16 protein-coding genes, 2 riboswitches and 1 other annotated feature are annotated in these 18196 nt (G+C 39.1%); of the genes, 9 read left to right on the top strand and 7 right to left on the bottom strand.

What is annotated here, in order from left to right:
* Positions 1–21 precede the first annotated feature (21 nt).
* Together NXG62_RS11840 and NXG62_RS11835 are read left to right on the top strand one after the other, a co-directional pair.
* Positions 22–1824, top strand: coding sequence for a sulfatase-like hydrolase/transferase (locus NXG62_RS11840; protein WP_427112623.1), 1803 nt, complete (start codon positions 22–24; stop codon positions 1822–1824).
* A gap of 132 nt (positions 1825–1956) precedes the next feature.
* Positions 1957–3078 (top strand): murein hydrolase activator EnvC family protein, encoded by a 1122-nt coding sequence (locus NXG62_RS11835; protein ID WP_427114282.1) that lies wholly within the window; start codon positions 1957–1959, stop codon positions 3076–3078.
* Positions 3079–3133: 55 nt separating this feature from the next.
* On the opposite strand, the gene NXG62_RS11830 is transcribed toward NXG62_RS11835, so the two are convergent.
* From NXG62_RS11830 to NXG62_RS11810, 5 genes are read right to left on the bottom strand one after another with little or no spacing between them, the layout of a single operon-like run.
* The gene (locus NXG62_RS11830; protein ID WP_091653088.1) at positions 3134–3904 is read right to left on the bottom strand and encodes an amino acid ABC transporter ATP-binding protein; all 771 of its coding nucleotides are present in this window, start codon (positions 3902–3904) and stop codon (positions 3134–3136) included.
* An 11-nt stretch (positions 3905–3915) separates the two neighbouring features.
* Positions 3916–4626, bottom strand: a complete 711-nt coding sequence (locus NXG62_RS11825) for an amino acid ABC transporter permease (protein ID WP_427112622.1) — start codon at positions 4624–4626, stop codon at positions 3916–3918.
* Complete coding sequence (locus NXG62_RS11820; RefSeq protein WP_427112621.1) at positions 4610–5395, bottom strand: amino acid ABC transporter permease; 786 nt, start codon at positions 5393–5395, stop codon at positions 4610–4612. The genes NXG62_RS11825 and NXG62_RS11820 overlap by 17 nt, the downstream gene beginning before the upstream one ends.
* Before the next feature lie 12 nt (positions 5396–5407).
* On the bottom strand, positions 5408–6286 hold the full coding sequence (locus tag NXG62_RS11815) for a transporter substrate-binding domain-containing protein (RefSeq protein ID WP_427112620.1): 879 nt from the start codon (positions 6284–6286) through the stop codon (positions 5408–5410).
* A gap of 19 nt (positions 6287–6305) precedes the next feature.
* Positions 6306–7301 (bottom strand): uroporphyrinogen decarboxylase family protein, encoded by a 996-nt coding sequence (locus tag NXG62_RS11810; protein WP_427112619.1) that lies wholly within the window; start codon positions 7299–7301, stop codon positions 6306–6308.
* Between the two features lie 45 nt (positions 7302–7346).
* Positions 7347–7569 (bottom strand) — a binding site (T-box leader).
* 479 nt (positions 7570–8048) lie between these two features.
* Positions 8049–8150, top strand: a riboswitch (SAM riboswitch).
* A gap of 166 nt (positions 8151–8316) precedes the next feature.
* Positions 8317–8415: riboswitch (SAM riboswitch) on the top strand.
* Positions 8416–8491: 76 nt separating this feature from the next.
* Between NXG62_RS11810 and NXG62_RS11805 the strand changes: the two genes are divergently transcribed.
* The 7 genes from NXG62_RS11805 (at position 8492) to NXG62_RS11775 (ending at position 15231) form a co-directional block, all read left to right on the top strand.
* Complete coding sequence (locus NXG62_RS11805) at positions 8492–9622, top strand: trans-sulfuration enzyme family protein (RefSeq protein WP_427089550.1); 1131 nt, start codon at positions 8492–8494, stop codon at positions 9620–9622.
* 104 nt (positions 9623–9726) lie between these two features.
* Entirely contained in the window at positions 9727–10899 is a 1173-nt protein-coding gene (locus NXG62_RS11800) for a pyridoxal phosphate-dependent aminotransferase (RefSeq protein WP_427112618.1), read from the top strand.
* A gap of 20 nt (positions 10900–10919) precedes the next feature.
* Positions 10920–11744, top strand: a complete 825-nt coding sequence (locus tag NXG62_RS11795; RefSeq protein WP_427112617.1) for a MetQ/NlpA family ABC transporter substrate-binding protein — start codon at positions 10920–10922, stop codon at positions 11742–11744.
* Between the two features lie 41 nt (positions 11745–11785).
* A complete protein-coding gene (menC, locus tag NXG62_RS11790) occupies positions 11786–12898 on the top strand; it encodes an o-succinylbenzoate synthase (protein WP_091652861.1) in 1113 nt (370 codons plus the stop codon).
* A gap of 156 nt (positions 12899–13054) precedes the next feature.
* Positions 13055–13957, top strand: coding sequence for an IS30 family transposase (locus NXG62_RS11785; RefSeq protein ID WP_427112616.1), 903 nt, complete (start codon positions 13055–13057; stop codon positions 13955–13957).
* Between the two features lie 24 nt (positions 13958–13981).
* The gene (locus tag NXG62_RS11780) at positions 13982–14326 is read left to right on the top strand and encodes a transposase (RefSeq protein ID WP_427111881.1); all 345 of its coding nucleotides are present in this window, start codon (positions 13982–13984) and stop codon (positions 14324–14326) included.
* Positions 14323–15231, top strand: coding sequence for an IS3 family transposase (locus tag NXG62_RS11775; RefSeq protein ID WP_427112048.1), 909 nt, complete (start codon positions 14323–14325; stop codon positions 15229–15231). Before NXG62_RS11780 ends, NXG62_RS11775 begins: the two co-directional genes overlap by 4 nt.
* A gap of 338 nt (positions 15232–15569) precedes the next feature.
* On the opposite strand, the gene NXG62_RS11770 is transcribed toward NXG62_RS11775, so the two are convergent.
* Entirely contained in the window at positions 15570–16808 is a 1239-nt protein-coding gene (locus NXG62_RS11770; protein ID WP_427112192.1) for an IS256 family transposase, read from the bottom strand.
* Between the two features lie 87 nt (positions 16809–16895).
* Positions 16896–17996: a KamA family radical SAM protein gene (locus tag NXG62_RS11765; protein WP_427112615.1), complete on the bottom strand. Its 1101-nt coding sequence runs from the start codon at positions 17994–17996 to the stop codon at positions 16896–16898.
* Between the last annotated feature and the right edge of the window lie 200 nt (positions 17997–18196).

Raw genomic sequence — 18196 nt, 5'->3', positions numbered from 1 at the left:
AATGAATCGTTGGAGGGCCATATGAAACATACTATATTATTTCGCAGGACAGTAACCAGTGCGCTTTTATTTGTCATTGTCTTCAGTTTGTGCTTCGCCTGGTATTATGCAACTTCTATTGGACTAGGTGATGACAATCTGCGTTATGATGCGGTAGGATTAGCGGCGGCCGCTGCTGCTGCCGTACTTCCCGTTATATTATACCGACGTGCTCTTCGTGTCGTATCCTTACTTCCCGGAATATTTATAGCGTTATCATGGATCATTACCGGCCCTTATGTATCATATGCAACGTTTGCCGCCAGCGGCATCATTTATCTAAACAATATGTATGACATTTATATCGGGCTCTATTTATTTGGCCTAACATTGTGTATATACATGCTATTTCGCCGCTTCATCAATGACAAGACCGCGGCTCTTGTTACATCTATACTGCAAATAATGGAGTTGATTATCCCCATAGTACAGTGGATCTATTATGCATTGTATCATTCATGCATCACGACCTCTGGTGCGTTAATCATATATCAGACAAATATTTCAGAAACAGGGGAATACCTCCATTCATTGGGAATTTTTCACGTCGTGGGGATTATCGTTATACTGTTTATCTGTTTAACCACATTTTTTGTCGTTGAAACAAAAACACTTCCCATCCCAAAAAATAACTGGGGGAAATTAAGTGTTCCCATATTCGCTTTGCTGATTATCATTCCTTCCGCCTATGTCATGGCGGAAAGCATCGTACCAGAAAGTTTTCCGATTCGATTGTTTTTAGATACGCACGATTATCTGCAGCAGTCTTCATTATATGCTACAAATCATGCCAAAAAATATAACGCTTTGCAAGTTGTTCAAAAAAATCCTGCACATAGTCCTAATACAGTAATTGTCGTAATCGGCGAATCAGAAACACGTACATTGATGAATGCCTATGATCCAAAACATGTACAAAACACCCCTTGGCTCACAGGAGAAAAATCAAATCCCAATTTTACTCTTTTTACCAATGTTTATAGCTGTGCTTGGTATACCGTCCCGGTATTAGAACATGCATTGACGGAATCGAATTTTTATAATACTAAACAATTTAATCAATCTACTTCTATTATTGATATAGCAAAAAAACTAGGTTATAAAACCTATTGGTTCAGCAACCAGGGTTCTATAGGAATTGCCGATACACCGATTACGCTGGTTGCAAACACTGCCGACGTAGCAAGATGGACAGATCAAGATAATAAAGAATCACGCTATGATGAATCATTGCTGGACTTTTTAAAACAAGTGAATCCGAACGAAAATAACTTCATTGTACTACATTTAATGGGAAGTCATATAGAATACCGCAATCGGTATCCACAATCCTTCCATAAATTTGATGATGGAACTTTAAATGAACAGGCTGATTTTGACAATACAGTGCTATATACAGATTGGATATTATCTCAAATTTATCAATATGCTCATGACAATTTACACTTAGATGCTATGGTATATTTTTCCGACCACGGTTCAGACCCCATGGTACGTCGTCAACCAGATCCGACAGGCTTTACGGTTCTGCGCATTCCCATGTTTTGTTACGTGTCCGATCAATATGAACAACGCAACCCGGATGTAGTTCGTACATTAAAACACAGTCAAAATGCCTTTTTTACGAATGATCTAATATACGAACTTGTCTGCGGCATATTGAATATCCAATCCCCTAACTATGATGAATCCTATAGTTTAGCATCTCCAAAATGGAAAATGAAGCGAAAAGATTTAGTTACACGATTCGGTGAAACAAGTCTAATGGATGATACGGCCTTTTAAAAATGAAGAATATTCCTTGTCAAAAACGCCATTTACAAAACAATTGTAAATGGCGTAAATGTTATTAATAAGGGTGTGATATATGTGAATACCTACAAAATATTCATTAATCGCGGACTAACCGGCTTTCTCATGTTTTCTTTACTGGTTCCTGCCTTTGGCAGTCTGGCGGATGACTCGGACAATCTGCAGAACCAATTGTCCGATGTACAGACGCAGATGAATCAGCAGCTGCAAAAAAAAGACAATGCAGACGCAGTCATCAGTAATATTTTTGAAAGACTTCGCATCATTCAAACTAGTCTGGATACGGCTAAAAATCAATACAAAAATATTTCGGACCAATTACTCCAAACAGAAAATCAAATATCGGAAACACAAGTTAATTTAGACAAAACGCAGGAAAATCTAAAAAAACGGCAGAAAATTTTAGGTACCCGTATTCGTGATATTTACATGCATGGTCAACTGGATTACTTAGATGTTGTCATCGGCGCTAAGGATTTTAATGATTTTGCCAACCGCGTAGAGCTATTGGAACGAATCGTAAATTCCGACATGGAACTTATCCATTCCATTGCTGCCGATAGGGATACAATCAACCAGCAAAAAACAGAATTAGAAACGGAACGACAAGAACAGGTAAAATTACAATCTGACGCTGCAAAAAAGAAAGAAGAAATTGAAAAGCATAAAGCAGAACAACAAGCCATTTTAGATAAAACCCAAAATGACAAAGCAACGGCTGAACAAGCCTATAATGAATTGGAAGCTTCCTCACAACATATCAGTGATATGCTTAAAGCCAGAGCCAATGCAGCTGCGGCAGCAAACATGGATTTTGATACTAGTGCTCCCACTCCCAGTGGTTCCGGAATATTTATTTGGCCGGTAAACGGTCCTATTACTTCTCCATTCGGCTACCGCATACACCCCGTCTTAGGTCGCAGAATTTTCCACAGCGGGATTGATATCGGCGTCGATTACGGAACTCCGGTGCATGCCGCCGCTGCCGGCGTCGTCGTAGAAGCCGATTGGATGGGCGGATATGGAAATGCCGTACTCATTGATCATGGCAACGGATTATCTACTATTTATGGACATAATACAAGTCTTACCGTTTCCGCCGGCCAAACGGTATCGCAAGGACAGATTATTGCCTATTCAGGCGCTACTGGCATGGCTACCGGACCGCATGTACATTTTGAAGTACGGCTGAATGGCACGCCCGTCAATCCGATGAACTATTTATAATAAATAGCAATATTTACCCTGATTTTATGCATTTTGCTAAAAATCAGGGGGGTATTTATCTGCATTCATACTCTTCACAAATTCCACCACAGGGCAATATGCGTTTCAAAAACATTTTCGTGCGATCATGCTTAGGATGAACGAAAATATCTTCGGCAGCACCTTCCTCTACAATAACGCCGCCATCCATAAAAATAACATGAGTAGCCACATCTTGGGCAAATTTCATTTCATGCGTAACAACAATCATAGTAGTTCCTTCTTCTGCTAGTTTTTTCATTACCCGCAGTACTTCACCGATTAATTCCGGATCCAATGCAGAAGTCGGTTCATCAAACAAGATTACATCCGGCTTGACCGCTATTGCTCGGGCAATACCTACTCGCTGTTGCTGCCCTCCGGAAAGCTGTGCAGGATAATAGTCATATCGATCTGACAATCCTACTTTATCTAATGCCTGTCTGCCAATTGCCAAGGCTTCACTTTTGCCGACATGTCTTCCTGCCGTCAGTCCTAGTGTTACATTTTCAAGAGCGGTTTTATTTGCAAAAAGATTATAATTCTGAAACACAAATGCTGTTTTCTTTCTTACTTTAGCTATATCTGACGAAGACGTATGACTTAAATCAAGATGAAGTGTATCAAATTGCATAGTTCCTTCATCCGCTTGCTCCAAGAAGTTAAGGCAACGTAAAAAGGTTGTTTTCCCTGAACCGCTGGGACCCAGAATTACAATCACGTCTCCTTTTTGGACATCAACGTTTACGTTTTTCAAAACATCAACTCCGTTAAATTGCTTGCGAACATTCTTAATCTGCATTAACATACTATCTCCTCCTATACATGCATTGCCCGGAATGTACTTATCTTTGACTCTGCTGCAGTATATAAAACCTGAATAATCGTGCAAAGAATGATGTATACAAAGAAAACATCTATATACGCTTCAATATAATTATATCCAAAGGATGCCGCGATTTTCCCAATCGCCAGAACATCCTTCACCGTCATTAAAAAAGCTAATGAAGTACCTTTGATTAAATTGACAGTAATGTTGCAGATATTGGGTAACGCCACCACCATAGCCTGCGGAATAATTACATGGATATATACTTGAAAACGAGTTAGGCCAATGGACAATCCTGCTTCAAGTTGTCCTTTGGAAATACTGATAAGTGCGGAACGAAATACCTCTGACAGCAATGCGATCGTATTTAATGAAAACACCACAACCGCATAAAAAAAAGGATCCATCGCATCAAAAACATTAAAGTTGATTCCTAATGTTTGGACAATTGTATTCAACACACTCGGCAGCAAACTGTACAATAAAAGTATCTGTAAAATAATGGGAGTCCCTCTCACAAAGGATACATATACACGAACGGCTCCACTGCTGATTTTGGCATCATTCAAACGCAGAACTGCCATGTAAAAAGCAATGGGAGCTGCTAAAAGCAGCGAAAGTATCGTTAGTTCCAATGTTGTGGAAATACCTCCCAGTATTTTAAAAAATGTTTCGTACATAAAATCAAGATCCAGGTCCATGAAATTTCACCCCCTTTATAAGAAATAGCCTAGCCCGTTTCTTATCTTGCTTAACTGTCTGCACTGTTTTTAATGTTTGTCCTTTATCTAAACGTTTTTCTATTATAAAAAACACTTTTTCAATTAAAAGGGCCATTACCCAATAAATAAACATGCAGGCTAAATAAATCTCTATTGCATATGCTCCAAAATTCTGTGAAATAATCAGATTGCCCTTACCAATCAAATCGATCAATCCTATGGTATATGCCAGTGCCCCTTCTTTGAGAAGATTAATAACCGAATTGCCAAAATTTGGCAAAGCAATGATCATGGCCTGGGGAATGACAACCTGTATTACCGCTTGCAGCGGTGTCAGTCCAATACTCACTGCGGCTTCATATTGCCCCCGGGGAACTGCTAAATAAGCGGATCGAAACACCTCTGACACATAGGCCCCAAACAATAATACAAACGTTATAATAGCAAATACGGATCGATCCCAGTCATCAATTTGATAATTGAATAATCCGTCTACTAGCTTTGGCAGTCCGTAAAATACAATAAACAATAAGACGATGGAAGGAGTACACCGCATAACATACGTATACCCCTGTGCCAACCATCTCAACGGACCAATCGAGCTTAGTTTTGCCTTTGTCAATAAAATTCCAAATATAGACCCAAACACAATACTGCTGATTCCAACAAAAAGAGTTATCTGCAGATAGGGTAATAAAGCTGGAATGGATTGCAACAAAAAACTTGGATCAAATGGTCTATAATTCATTTTTTATCCCTCTTATTTATCACTATCTCCAATATAATTGGATAAACTTTCGCCGAAATATTTATTTTCCAATTCGGTAATTTTTCCTTCTGCCCGTAGTTCTTCTATGGCTTTATCATATTCATCAGCAAATTTTTGTTCCTTTTTATTAAACAATGGGTATGTTGGAATTCCCTTGTACCGTATATATGACACGTTATCGGCAAATTGATGGTATGACCCATTCTCGTTAAGAACGTTATTTTTATAATTTAGTTCCACTTCAAAATAGGCATCATACCGGCCTTCCATCACCCATGTATAGGCATCAGATACCTTAAAAGCTTCTGACGGTACCAATTTAATTTGCTTATCCGGATGTGATTTATTATATTCTTCCACTACCGCATATTGCGCATTCTGCGGTGCAATAGGAACTAACTTTCCGCTATATGCCGCAAAGGATTCCATATCTTTAATTTTATCTGCCGTATCCTTACGTATAACCAGTCCAATCACACTGGCACCTATATAATTTTTCGGGAAAATATATTTTTTTTCACGTGCCGGTGTTTTCCATATTCCTTTAGTCCCTACCGTATATTTCCCAGATTCAACACCAATTAACAAATCATCATCAGAGGTCGGGACAAACTTAAATTCATATTGCGGCAATTTTTTAGCTACCTCTTTCATTACAGCAACTTCAAATCCATCCGATTCTCCTTTATCATTTACATAATCATACGGCACATAATAATTGGTATGAGCAACGGTTATTACTTTTTTCGCACCATCAGCTCCAGCTACTGTTTCCTTCGTATCACTCTTACCGCATGCTGCTAACGTAATTGCTGCCGTCCCGATTAATAACACCGCTAACATTTCTTTTCCCAGTTTTTTTATATTCATTGTCGATTCCTCCCTTATATTATAAAACCGCCGCCTTCTGACGCACCCATTCCAATCGATCTCTGGAAATATCAGGCGGGACCGTGCAATCAGCTCCCAAGATTACTCCTGTTTTCCCAGCTCCACGAATAATGCGCTCTGTTTCTGCTTCCACAGCATTTTTGCTGCCATTATATAATATATCGTTTTCTGTATTGCCAAAGCCACCGATAACGGCACGTCCACCAAAAAGTTTTTTCCCCTCTTCGAGAGAAACTTCTTCAATATGAGCCGCCCAGTTAATCGCCTTAACATCATACTCTGTATACCAGGATAAATCATTGCGGTGGCCCAAATAGCCGCAGATATGGAGAATATTATATGCGCTGGCACGATTTGCCGCCGATAAAATTTTCTTTTCCCCCGGCGTCAAAATACGTTCATACGCTTCACGATTAAGTCCCTTAATATTTTGCAAACTCAAATAAATTCCAGTAATGCCGGCTTCTTTTATAATTCGCTGAGATAAAACCGCCAAATCATCACTAATAATATCCAGTGCACGCTTTACTACTTCTTCATTTTCTTGAATAAGTGTCGTTAAACTAGTATCGCCATCCGGCAACATAAATTTTAATGTTGTTGCAGCACAAAAGACATTATAAAATAATAAAATTTCATTGCTGTAACGATTACTTAATTTTTTTGCATATGCAATCTGATCAGTAAACCATCTATCATGTTCAGGAAGAGGCTGAAGTCCTTTTAAATCATCAATAGTTTTTACTTTTGATAATACATCCTGCTGATATGTAAAAAAACCATCCGTCATAATTTTAGCAAAGTCAGGTTTTGCGGTATCTAAATATTCTTCTTCTCCAGCCAAAACAAGTTTAGCTAATTGCGGATTTTTAAAAGCATTGGCACTGTGAACAGTAGGTATCGGTAAAATATGGAACCAAAATCCAACGGGAACACGATCCACCGGTTTGTTATCAAGTGCTGCTAATACTAATTCTTTTTTTGTTTGTGACATACGAACATCTCCTTTTAATTTTAGATAAAAAAATATCGTCCCCTGTACAGAGACGATGGCCGCGATTCCACTCTGTTTACAACACATATATACTTGTGCTGTATCTCAAAACCGATAACGGCGGCACCGGACACAGCCTACTAAAATTCAGCTGTTCTGCTCTCAAAGGCATTCCCCATACTAGTCATTTTCGCAAATTTTCAGCCATTGATCTGCGTTCTCTGTAAAAAGCCTATGTATGTGTACTTGTTTTGATCATCGCATTATTAATGTATACTTTTTTTGTATATTTTATAGCTATGCTATTTCATCACCTCTCCTATTCCTCCTATTTTGTGAATGATGGATACACTGAAAACAAAACGCGGCCAAATTTAGTATTTAACACGCAAAAAAACACCATCTCCTTATACAGAGACGGTGGTCCGTGGTTCCACTCTGTTTACAGCACTCGCTGCAACTATTTCCATTAACGGCGGCAACCGGATCCGGCCTACTATTTTCGGTCGGTCTGCTCCCAAAGGCATTCCATCGCACTTATGTTTCCCGCAAGCTCTCAGCCGATGGCTCGCGTTTTCTGTAGGACATAAATATACGTGTACTTGTTTTGGTCATTGCATTTTCAATGTTTACCGATATGGTACACGTTATTCAATTGTTTGTCAAGAGAATTCTTGTTTTTTTTATTCTTGATTTTTCCTCTTGACAAATTGATTGCAATAGTGTAGTCTGATAACCACAATTACATATTCATCCAGAGCAGCTGAGGGACTGGCCCTATGACGCTGCGGCAACCTCCTTGATAGGAAGGTGCCAATTCCAGCAGGATTTCTTCCTGACCGATGATATTAGTATATACCTTTGTATTTACGTCATCCGTCGATGACGTTTTTTTTATTACATTCTTTTGTTCCCACAAGGAGATCTGCACTATGAGGTACTTAAAAAATTTGACTATCATAATGCTTCACACAACTTAATATTGTGTTATGATTTTTTATAATACAATACGACTCTTTCATCCAGAGCAGCTGAGGGACTGGCCCTATGACGCTGCGGCAACCCCCATACGGGAAGGTGCCAATTCCAGCGGATTTTATCCGGCAGATGAACACGCACCCGCTTTTTTGCGACGCCATCTGCCATGGCGTCTTTTTTATTGTCCATTTTATTAAGGAGGCATTTATTCTATGAGATTTGAAACAGATTGCATTCACGGCGGCTATCATCCCGATTCAACAGGGAGCGTAACAACTCCTATTTATTTATCCACGGCGTTCGCTCATCCCGGCGTCAAACAAAGCACCGGCTATGACTATATCCGTTCCCAAAATCCCACGCGGGAACAGTTGGAAAAAACCATGGCCTTGCTGGAACAAGGGTGTGACGCGTTAGCTTTTTCTTCCGGCATGGCCGCTATTTCCTGCGTCTTGGAACTGTTCAAGCCCGGCGACCACATCATCTATTCGGCCGACTTATATGGAGGTTCCATCCGTATTTTCAATGAGATTTCCCAGAAGAACGGCTTGTCCTTTACGGCCCTCGATACCGGCGATTTGCATGCAGTCAAAGAGGCTATCCAAAAAAACACCCGGGCGATTTACGTAGAGACACCTTCCAACCCGACGATGCAGATTACCGATATTAAATCCATTTGCGAGTTAGCCCATAAATACCATATTCTGGTCATCGTCGATAATACCTTCCTAACTCCCTATTTTCAAAAACCGCTTACCTTAGGTGCCGATATCGTCGTCCACAGCGGCACAAAATATCTGGCCGGACATAACGATGTATTAGCAGGATTTCTTGTCACCGCTCATAAAGAACAGGCCGAACGGCTGCATTTTCTCCATAAAACGATCGGCGCCTGTCTATCTCCCTTCGACTGTTGGGTCGTCAGCCGCGGTCTGAAAACATTGCCGCTGCGGATGGACCGCCATGCCGCCTCTGCACTGCGCATCGCTAAATGGCTGAGTAAGCAGCCGGCTATACGGAAAATATATTATCCCGGGATAGCTTCCTCTCCCCGCTATGAAATCAATACCAAGCAGACAACCGGCTTCGGCGGCATGATTTCCTTTGAAGTAGATACCGAAGAAACGGCTGTGAATCTTCTGCAACGGGTCAAACTGATTCTGTTTGCAGAAAGTCTGGGCGGTACGGAATCATTGATCACCTATCCGCTGCTGCAAACACACTGCGATGTTCCCAAAGAAGAATGCTTTGCCAAAGGCATCAACGAAAAATTATTGCGTCTTTCTGTCGGTTTAGAAAATGTAAACGACTTGATCGCCGACTTAAAACAAGCACTGGCATAACCAAAAAGGAGTGACTCTTATGAATTTTGATAACGTAACAAATCGCCAAGGTATATAAATTATAGCAATCACACTACATAATACAAAACAAAGAGGGAATCTATATGCAAGAATTATCTAAAAAAATATCGTTATTTACAGATTCTGTCATTCGTCGTATGACACGCATTTCGGCAACATATAATGCCATTAATTTATCACAGGGATTTCCTGATTTTCAACCTCCAAAACCTATTTTAGATCGATTAGCGGAAGTTGCTCACAACGGTCCTCATCAATATGCTATAACCTGGGGCGCTCAAAATTTTCGAGATGCTTTAGCAGAATATCGGTCTCGTCTGTTGGGTCGTACTATTGACCCAAACTCTGAAATTGTTGTTACTTGTGGCAGTACGGAAGCTATGATGGTTGCAATTATGACTCTTGTGAATCCAGGAGAAAAAGTAATTATATTCTCTCCTTTTTACGAAAATTATGGAGCAGATACTATACTTTCTGGTGCTGAACCAATTTATGTATCTTTAAACCCACCAGAATTCACCTTTAATCCCGATGAATTAGAGGCCGCGTTTCAACAACATCCTAAAGCTCTCATTCTATGCAATCCTTCTAATCCCTGCGGAAAAGTATTTACAAGAAAAGAATTAGAATATATAGCTACTCTAGCCGATAAATATGATACTTATGTAATTACCGATGAAGTATATGAACATATCGTATATAAACCAAATGTTCACACATACTTTGCTTCTTTACCAGGCATGTATGAACGCACATTAACATGTAGTTCACTCTCAAAAACATACTCCATTACAGGTTGGCGTTTGGGACACATTACGGCACCGTCTTCAATTATTGAAGGAGCAAGAAAAATACATGATTTCTTAACAGTAGGTGCTGCTAGTCCGCTTCAAGAAGCTGCCTACATTGGATTTAAATTTTCACAACAGTATTATGACGATTTATTAGCTTTATATACACATAAAAAAAATATTTTACTTGACGGATTAGATAGCTTAGGCATCATTCATACTAATCCACAAGGAGCGTATTACGTTCTTCTGGATATATCCGAATTTGGTTTTACCGATGATTTGGAATTCTGCGAAGTATTAGCAAGAGATGTTGGTATAGGTGCTGTGCCTGGTTCATCTTTTTTCAAAGAACCGGTCAACTATTTGATACGTTTACATTTTGCCAAAGATGACGCCACACTATATGAAGCACTAAACAGGCTGGAACATATGAAAAGCATTATAAAAAGAAGAGTTATTTGAAATCAAAAGGAGAATCCATTATGAATTTAAAAAAAATTGCAATTATTACCTTTGTACTGATTACTACAGCTAGCTTGTTTGCTGGCTGCGATAATCAAAATATTAATTCTGCATCACAAGAAAAAAAGGAAATCACTGTAGGGGTCACTCCTGGCTCTAGTGAACAAATTTTAGAAGTCGTTGCTAAAGAAGCAGATAAACAAGGTCTCAAAATACATGTTAAAACGTTTTCTGACTATATTACCCCTGATCAAGCATTAGCAAACGGAGATATTGATTTAAACGCATTTCAGCATCAACCATTTTTAAATTCTTTCAATGAAAAAAATGGCACCCATCTTATCAGTATAGGAAAAACCTATTTAGCTCCATTAGGGCTTTATTCTCATAAATATAAATCTACTACAGAAATTCCTAACGGCGCAAAAATTGCCATTCCAAATGATCCTTCGAATGGCGGTCGTGCTCTGCAGCTGTTACAAAAACAAGGCTGGATAAAATTAGCGGAAGAAAAAGACCCAACAAAAATTACAGTTCAGGATATTGTAGATAATCCCAAACAGCTGCATATTATCGAGCTGGAAGCTGCTCAGCTTCCCCGTTCTCTTGATGATACGGATGCTTCTATTATCAATGCGGGGTATGCTATTTCTGCTGGCTTAAACAGTCAAAAAGATGCTATCGCGGTAGAAGATAATACAAGTCCTTATGTTAATATAATTGCCGCTCGTCCTGAAGACAAAGATAATCCTGCTTATCAAAAGTTTGTCAAAGCATTCCAATCTGAGGCTGTCAAAAAATACATTAATGAGAACTTCCCTGGAGCCCTTGTTCCTGTATGGTAATACAAAAAACATTCAACATTATTAAAGGGCGGTAACTCATTATGAAAATCAAAAAAATTATTTTACGAAAAATGTACCAAGATATGAAATCAGGATTTCGTACCAGCTTTGGCATCACAACAAGAAAAAAGTTTTCCATGATAGAAATACATACTACGGAAGGGATTGGCTATGGTGATTGTTCTGCATTAGATAAGCCTTGGTATAATGAAGAAACCAGAGATGGTGCATTTGAAGTTATAAAAAATTTTCTTGCCCCCGCCCTCTTAGAATATAACCACATTCCAACACCAGAGGTTTTTTTTAATGACACTTCCTGGATTCGTCGAAATAGAATGGCTCGTTCTGCAGTAGATTGTGCTCTATGGGATTTATACGCTCAGGAGCAAGGACTAAGTCTTTCTAAAGCGTTAGGCGGAACCCGAAATGAAGTCGAAACAGGTGTCAGTTTAGGTATAGAAAAAACACCAGATGATCTCTGTCGAACTATTGAAAAATATCTGCGTCATGGGTATCGTCGTATAAAATGCAAAATAAAACCAGGGTATGATGTAACTTATATTGAAAAAGTACGCAAGGAATTTGGCGACATTATGCTTATGGTGGATGCCAATTCAGCATACACACTGGCTGATATTGATATTTTCAAAGAATTAGACCAATATGATTTATTGATGATTGAACAACCGTTAGCTAGTGATGATATTGTTGATCATCGCCATTTGCAAAAAATCTTAAAAACTAGGATTTGTTTAGATGAGTCCATTGACTCCGCTGAAGATGCCCGTAAAGCAATAGAGCTAGGCAGTTGTCGGACTATTAATATTAAAATAGCTCGCGTTGGTGGTTTAACGGAAGCAAAACGTATCCATGATATCTGCACAAAAAATAATGTTCCAGTCTGGTGCGGCGGCATGCTTGACACAGGAATTGCCCGCTCCTTTAATATTGCAATTGCTTCTTTGCCCAATTATCGTTTTCCTAATGATATTCCCGCATCAGATCGCTATTGGCTATACGACCTTGTAGTTCCTTCCACAACGATTAACTCTCACGCAATGATTCATGTGCCAACAAAACCCGGATTAGGTTTTTCTCCTATCTCAGAAATAGTAGATTTATTTACAGAAAAAAAAGTGGAACTTACAAGATAACTCCTCAAAAAAACTGCGGTAAGTTTAAGCATAACTCCCCGCAGTTTTTTTATATCTTGAATTGTAAAATGAAGTGCGACAAGTAATAAAAATAGCTCATAGAGCTGACCTCGTGTAAAATGAAGTTACCACACACCATTAAACGGAGGTTATCTTATGAGCTACCACCATTTTAGCATGTTTGACCGTGCGCGTATACAAGCACTTCATACTCTTGGTTATTCAATTAGACAAATTGCTATACAGACAGGACGACATCATTCGAGTATCGCACGGGAATTAGTTCGTAACACAACAAAAGATATCTATATAGCAGAGGAGGCTCATCAATGCTATAAAAAGCGAAGAATCCATTCCAAACCTCGTGGCAAGTATGATAAAACTATCGCGGCTATAGTGGAAGAAAAACTGCTTTTAACATGGTCTCCTGAGCAAATTGCACAAACAGCTGCCTTAGGAAAAGTCAGTTTTAAAACCATATATAACTGGATGTATCAAGGGAAACTTTCCCTTGACGAAACGGTATTTCGACACAAAGGAAATCGTTGTTGTCCACCAGAAACGCGTGGTACATTTGTAGCCGGTCTATCAATTTCTGATCGACCGAAAGAGGCAAAAGATCGGCAGATAGTTGGACATTGGGAGCTTGATTCTATGGTTTCAAGCCGCGGAAAAAGCAAAGGTTGTTTTGCTACTTTTGTAGAGCGAAAAAGTCAGCTGTATATAGTGCTAAAAATGTCAGACCGCTCTTCCCCTAGTATGCAGAAAGCGATTGAATATCTCTACAGCATCCTACCCTTGAACGCTTTTAAAACAGCAACGACAGATAGAGGAAAAGAGTTCTCCTGTTATAAATCAGTAAAAGAAAAACTAGGAATTGACATGTATTTTGCAGCCCCCTATTGTTTTTGGCAGCGGGGCAACAATGAAAATTCCAATGGATTACTCAGAGAATTTTACCCTAAGAAGATCGATCTTTCTCTCGTAGACGAAAAGGAACTCATACTGATGTTGTACAATAAAAATTGGCACCCTATTCTCAAGGATTGTGATATATAATTGATAGAGAATAGGAGAAATAAGATGGCAAAACGAATTATAAAAACTTATGACCAAGAATTTAAATCACAGGCTGTAAAATTAGCTCAGGAGATTGGTGGACACAAAGCCGCAACGGAACTGGGGCTTCCTGATAGTACTATCTATACATGGGTTAAAGCCTTCAAAGGAGGTAGGTTGGAGGCAAAAGACGCTGTTCATACTCCTTCCAATGCCTTATCTCTTAACGAGGAACTTATTGAACTTAAAAAGCGTGTTAAAGAACTGGACAAAGAGAATCGCCATCTTAAAGAAGTGAATGAATTTCTTGAGGAAGCAAGCGCTTTTTTCGCCGCCAGCCGTCGGAAGTCAACAAAAAACAGAGATTGATATTTATTGCAATAAAAACTGAAGACGGCACTATTAAAGGTAAAATTTCATTCTATTGTAAAAGCCTATGCGTAACCAGACAGGGATTTCACAATTATCTTAAATATAAAGATAAGCCTTGGAAATATCAGTCTCTTGCAGATGCTATGTTAGATATCTGTGCTGAAGATGAATGCAATGATACTTACGGACGAATCAGAATGCATCAAGCGTTAGAGCTAAAAAAACCTGCTGGTATTGAGATTCCGAGTGAACGGACTGTATACCGTGTTATGGAAGAAATCGGTATTAGCCATAGACCAAAAAGAAAACCTAATGGAATCACAAAAGCTGATAAAGAAGCCAGAAAATCTGATGACTTAATTAAACGTGATTTCTATTCTGATAAACCGTTAAGCAAGTGCGTAACAGATATGACTGAAATAAAGTGTCTGGATGGAAAACTGTATGTATCCGCAGTTTTTGACTGCTTCGATTCTGCAGTACTGGGATTAGCAATGGATACAAATATGAAAGCCACGTTATGTGAACAAACAATAATTAATACATATAAAGCATATCCAGAAATTCGGGGCTGTATCCTGCATAGTGATAGGGGAACACAGTATACCAGTGAGCTGTACCGTAATGCAATTAAGCAATACGGAATAGTACAAAGTATGAACAGTGCAGGTGGCAGATGCCATGATAATGCCCGTTGCGAAAGCATGTGGGCAAGATTAAAGGAAGAATTAATCTATAATCGATATAATGCTTCAAAAACAACTGTTGAACATATGAAAACAATTATATGGAGATATTTCATTAGTTACTGGAATAACCGAAGAATCTGCTCCACCAATGGAGGATTACCTCCAATGATTAAGAGACAACAGTATTACCGCTCATTGAAGGATGCAGCGTAGATCCAATATCCTCGAGAAAAAAGTGTAAAGAGATATTGACAATATCAGAAGGAGTATTAAAAAATGAAATGGGCAGAGGTGAAAAATTTACGTATAAGAGGGACACTAAATAGAACCAATATAGATAGTGAAAACAAACAATTTTCTCGGTACGTATAGTAGGCCTGAAAAATACTTGCTTGGGATACTGGTGAATAGCCGAAGTCCTATACGAATATGAGAGCGCGCCAAATTCTGTGTAAACTCCATATAGTGGTGCAAAATAATAAGAACGTACGAGTCAGCGGTTATATCGTTGGCTCGTTTTCAATATAACAACAAGGGCATGCCCCTGTCAATCAATTCGGCATCCGATCTGCAAAATACACCGCGAGTTGTGCATGAATCTTGCTCCAATCAGGCCGTCGGCCTGTCCATTTTTTAGTAATATCCATCATGGCTAAATACAGCCTTTTGAGCAAACTGTCATCTGTTGGGAATACAGACTTTGCTTTTGTTACTTTTCGCAGCTGCCGGTTAAATCCTTCGATGGCATTGGTAGTATAAATCAGTCGGCGTAATTCTTCTGGATACTTAAAATAAGGACTTAAATTTGCCCAGTTTGACCTCCAAGATAACGTAATGGATGGATATTTAGCATCCCAAGTTTCGGAAAAATGCTCCAGCGCTTCTAACGCTGCCGGTTCATCCACTGCGGCATAAATGGCTTTTAAATCGTGCATCAACGCTTTGATGTCTTTGTACGATACATATTTTGTCGAATTCCGAATTTGATGGATAATACAATTCTGGATTTCTGTTTGTGGATAAACGGCTTCGATGGCTTGGGAAAATCCCGTCAGGTTGTCGGTACACGCAATCAAAATATCGTCTACCCCACGATGTTTGATGCCATTGAGAATGGTCGCCCAGAATTTGGCACTCTCATTTTCACCCACCCACATGCCAAGTACCTCTTTTCGGCCTTCTAGATTGATGCCAATGGCAATATACACTGCTTTCTTGATGATTTGTCCTTCACTGCGGACAGGGTAATGAATCGCATCCAAAAATACAACGGCATACAGCGGTTCCAATGGCCGTTGTTGCCATTCTTTGGCAACGGGAAGTATTTTATCCGTAATACGGCTGATGGTGGTATCCGATACCTCTAATCCATAAATATTCTGAATAGGTGTTTCCATATCACGAGTCGTCATGCCCTTAGCATACATCGATATAATCTTTTCTTCTACGTCGTGGCTGATACTGGTTTGATTCTTTTTCAGGATCACCGGATCAAAATCTCCGTTGCGGTCTCGAGGAACCGCAATGTCCACATTCCCGAAACTGGTACGCAGTGTCTTAGGACTATGCCCATTGCGACTGTTGCTTGTATCCTTGTTCTTGTAGTCATATTTGCTGTACCCTAATTCATCATCCAGTTCAGCATCCAATCCGTTTTCCATAAATTCAGCAATCGTATCTTTGAATAAATTTTGGATATCATCCATGCTGGTGATGTTGCTCATTTGCAACAATTCACGAATTTTGGCACGACGTTCCCTTTCTTCTAGACTGCGTTTTCTTTTTACCATAATAAAAACCTCCGTATGATGTAATTTTATTTTACACCACACGAAGGTTTACACAAAATTTGGGATTGTCCCGTTTGTACTACTACATCATATATCTTCGAGCCATTTTTCATCAACTGAAAGCTTTTTAGTAAATATTTTCCCTATATTATGTGAATTTTTAGCTTGTTTATATTGAAACACCATGTTTCCTGCATCATTTAATCCAAGAATGCGTATTTTTCCCGTAACATGCGACATGGTATAATCAGCAACTTTCCCCAGTCCATTTTGCTGGGCATTCGCTTCATTAACAATACGACTTCCTTCCAACAAAGGTACTTGAAAACGACTCTTCACTCCCATAACGGGACGACACTGGAAAATATAATGAGGTACAATTCCCCATGCTGTAAGTTTACGCAGCAATCTTGCCAATATCTCCGCTTTATCATTGATGCTCCGCATAAGAACTGTCTGGTTTTTTACAACAATTCCCGTCTCCTGCAATATTTGTACGGCTTCTTGCGCTTGTCCTGTTAATTCTTTTGGATGATTAAAATGAGTAATCACATATATTTGCTTTTTCTTATTATATTTCCGTAATATATCCTGAAGTTCTGCATCAGTTATAATCCGCTGTGGAAACGTAACGGGAACCCGGCTGCCGATACGGATAAAATCCAATTGAGGAAGTTCCACAAATGTCCGCAAATATTCTTCTATGCGAATATTGGAATTAATCAAAGCATCTCCGCCAGAAATCAAAACATTATTTATTTCCGGATGTGCTTTTACATAGTCTGTCATCTCATCTATATGATCTGCTACTTCTTCACCCGAAAGACCTACAAGACGTCTGCGGAAGCAATGCCGGCAATACATGGCACATTGGTTGGAAGAAAGAATCAATGCCGTTTCCTTATATTTATGCTGCATCCCCGTAAGAACCGTATTCGAAGCCTCTCCGCTAGTATCAAGAAGTCCGTCACTGTCAAATTCACAAACTTCTGGAACCGACATTTTTCGAATAGGATCCTCTGGATCCTCCTTATCTATCAAAGAAAAATAGTATCGAGAAATAGACATAGGATAATATTGAATCAATTCTTTCATTTTTTCAATTTCTTCTTTTGTCAGCGGCAATAAAGCCGCTAATTCCGAAACGGTTGTAATATTGTTTTTTAATTCATTTTGCCAAGTATTCATACCTTACGCCTCCTTCCACAAAGATGTTAAAAAACATCTCATGCTACCATATATCAGGGGAAATTATTTCTAATTCTATTATATGAATTTTTTATCTGTTTCTGCAATATAAAATAAATGATAATTTTGCAATCACCTTTGCAAAATTCATATAGCCTGTCGCTTTTCACTCTTATACATACATAAAAAATCTGCCAGAT

It is taken from the genome of Megasphaera sueciensis (genome assembly GCF_050219315.1).
Lineage (GTDB): Bacteria > Bacillota > Negativicutes > Veillonellales > Megasphaeraceae > Megasphaera_A > Megasphaera_A sueciensis.
This window is presented reverse-complemented; position numbering and strand designations above follow the sequence as displayed.

Coding starts and splice junctions, on each gene's coding strand:
- NXG62_RS11820 (WP_427112621.1), bottom strand. CDS start 5,395: ATGAATTATAGACCATTTGATCCAAGTTTTTTGTTGCAATCCATTCCA.
- NXG62_RS11770 (WP_427112192.1), bottom strand. CDS start 16,808: ATGGTAAAAAGAAAACGCAGTCTAGAAGAAAGGGAACGTCGTGCCAAA.
- NXG62_RS11815 (WP_427112620.1), bottom strand. CDS start 6,286: ATGAATATAAAAAAACTGGGAAAAGAAATGTTAGCGGTGTTATTAATC.
- NXG62_RS11825 (WP_427112622.1), bottom strand. CDS start 4,626: ATGGACCTGGATCTTGATTTTATGTACGAAACATTTTTTAAAATACTG.
- NXG62_RS11780 (WP_427111881.1), top strand. CDS start 13,982: ATGGCAAAACGAATTATAAAAACTTATGACCAAGAATTTAAATCACAG.
- NXG62_RS11805 (WP_427089550.1), top strand. CDS start 8,492: ATGAGATTTGAAACAGATTGCATTCACGGCGGCTATCATCCCGATTCA.
- NXG62_RS11785 (WP_427112616.1), top strand. CDS start 13,055: ATGAGCTACCACCATTTTAGCATGTTTGACCGTGCGCGTATACAAGCA.
- NXG62_RS11840 (WP_427112623.1), top strand. CDS start 22: ATGAAACATACTATATTATTTCGCAGGACAGTAACCAGTGCGCTTTTA.
- NXG62_RS11800 (WP_427112618.1), top strand. CDS start 9,727: ATGCAAGAATTATCTAAAAAAATATCGTTATTTACAGATTCTGTCATT.
- NXG62_RS11835 (WP_427114282.1), top strand. CDS start 1,957: ATGTTTTCTTTACTGGTTCCTGCCTTTGGCAGTCTGGCGGATGACTCG.
- NXG62_RS11830 (WP_091653088.1), bottom strand. CDS start 3,904: ATGTTAATGCAGATTAAGAATGTTCGCAAGCAATTTAACGGAGTTGAT.
- NXG62_RS11795 (WP_427112617.1), top strand. CDS start 10,920: ATGAATTTAAAAAAAATTGCAATTATTACCTTTGTACTGATTACTACA.
- NXG62_RS11810 (WP_427112619.1), bottom strand. CDS start 7,301: ATGTCACAAACAAAAAAAGAATTAGTATTAGCAGCACTTGATAACAAA.
- menC (WP_091652861.1), top strand. CDS start 11,786: ATGAAAATCAAAAAAATTATTTTACGAAAAATGTACCAAGATATGAAA.
- NXG62_RS11765 (WP_427112615.1), bottom strand. CDS start 17,996: ATGAATACTTGGCAAAATGAATTAAAAAACAATATTACAACCGTTTCG.